The sequence below is a fragment of the Alloscardovia sp. HMSC034E08 genome (assembly GCF_001813415.1).
GTDB lineage: Bacteria > Actinomycetota > Actinomycetes > Actinomycetales > Bifidobacteriaceae > Alloscardovia > Alloscardovia omnicolens.
On the sequence record NZ_KV812466.1, the window covers coordinates 1 to 2,045 of the forward strand.

The 2,045-nt window shown below is 43.7% G+C and carries 1 protein-coding gene and 1 pseudogene; both read right to left on the reverse strand.

Going from position 1 to position 2,045, the window contains the following annotated elements; all coding sequences use genetic code 11:
- On the reverse strand, window positions 1-1,704 hold a 1,704-nt coding region (locus HMPREF2909_RS01405), incomplete at its 3' end, for a rhamnan synthesis F family protein (protein WP_071414948.1).
- A 115-nt stretch (window positions 1,705-1,819) separates the two neighbouring features.
- Window positions 1,820-2,045 (reverse strand): annotated as a pseudogene (locus HMPREF2909_RS09265) (hypothetical protein); the annotation flags it as partial.

The following is a 2,045-nucleotide window of genomic DNA, read 5'->3' on the forward strand; positions in this document are numbered from 1 at the left end:
CTCGCGTACTTCGTATTCGAGGTTTGTTATTTCTACACGAGCAAAACGCTGCGAGAAAATATAGGCGCTAAAGAACCCATTAGCCTGGGGAACATAACCATAGGCACGCTCAATAAAATGCAACAACGTGCCATCAACCGCATTAGGCTCCGGAGGAAAATCAGTATACTCCCACTGCCTATCGAGTAACCCATGCAAAGCATTCGGTCTAAACCAAAACATCGTACCCAAAGGGGCAACAACCTCTTTTTCCTCATCCAACGGCACACTCATACCAAGAGTATCCTCAAGAAACTCCTTCGTACCATCAAAGTTTGGTCCCCAACTAAAAGTAAATCCAGGGAAGTATTCGGCGTGGTTAGGACCCGTAGGCATAGCCAAACCCAAACGAGGATTAGACTCAAACAAATTAATCACCTGAGACACATAAGCACGCGAGGCTAACATGTTCTCAAAACACTTAATACGAAAACCATCACCCTTACTACCCGGCTCTAACTGCGTCACCTTCTTATCATGCACAAAAGCAACATAATCATACTGCATCAAATCCTTACCAGCACCCACCAGCAAAGCAGACACATCACGACCACGATTCTTAATACGTCGAATATCCACGTTATACGGCATATCCGCGGTTTTCTCTTCCAAAAGACGCACAAGCTCTTCAGACCCCACCGTCAGAATCAAATCAGCCCCCTCAGGCATCGCATACGCATAACTCAACGTCTGATCCACCAAATCCGGATAATACATATGCATAACCAACGCATACTTCTTATCCGCAGGAACAGGAACTACAACCTGATCAGACAAAACAAAATCCAAATGCAAATTCTTCTGCAAATCCGCCATATTCATCGTACGCAACGCATTTTGCCAAATCAAATCAACATCAAAACTCGTACGATCACGCAAAAACTCATACAAATCCAACGCAGCCATACCCACAGACTGCGTCATCGTATCCGCATAAGGATGGAAAAACGAGCGCCTCTTAAAAATAGGCATACGCTTCTTCTCCAACAAATCTGTTGCAGAAAATGTGACTGGACCGTAGGAAAAATCTTCCATATCGGAGGTATCTACATACACATCCCAGGTAAAATCTAAATCAGCAAAACGCTTTGTAAACAAAGACTCATGCATACCAACCGATTGAGTGTAATTCTTAACCTCCGGAAGGTTATCCCAATAGCGCTTAAACTCCACCGACGTATGCAAACTCTTACGATACGCATGAAAATGAGACTGAATATGCTCAGGCAAATAGCCAAAAGGACTGTAGCCGAAAGGATCGGAAGGAACTTTGTGGAATTTGGTGATGCCCCAGAAGTCTAAATCCTTCTGCCCCATAGCAGTAAACATTTCCTCAAAAGGATAAACCGGCCCCATAATAGTCGCGTTAAACAACACAATCTCATCAAAAGCAGCTAACGTATCCCAACCATAACTATCAAGAGCGGTCTTATACGCCCAAACATCAAGCCCCTTATTCTCACGCACAATAATCTTATCTGTAAACTGCGCAAACTTACGACGCCCCTCAGCGTTGAGTTTGCCGTTAACTACTACCGTAAGATCAGAGAAGAAAGGCTGAAAACCATCAAGCAACGTCGAAACATAATCATCCACAACACCCTGAGCATCATAAAAGAAAAAAATGCCCAAACGATTCACAGCCTGAGCCTGAGGTAACAACATAAATCTCTCTATTCTAACTCGAATCTGCTTAAGATTGTGCAAGCAGATACTTCTCCTGGCTCCTCAATACAAAGGATATCAGTACCTATATAACCTACTTCGTGGCTATCTAGGCCTATTTTCTTTTCAATTTTTTGTATACATAGTAGGCAATAGAGCGAAGGCCCGGAATTGCTTTTACTATACGCTTAAGGTTAAGCACAACAATCGTGCGGAAATGGCCGAGGAAACTTTTACCGCGGTATATCGCTTGAACGGTCTGTGCAATATCCGGACGAATCCACAGTGCTGAGACAGCTCTGGTAAGCTCGCGTACTTCGTATTCGAGGTTTGTTATTTCT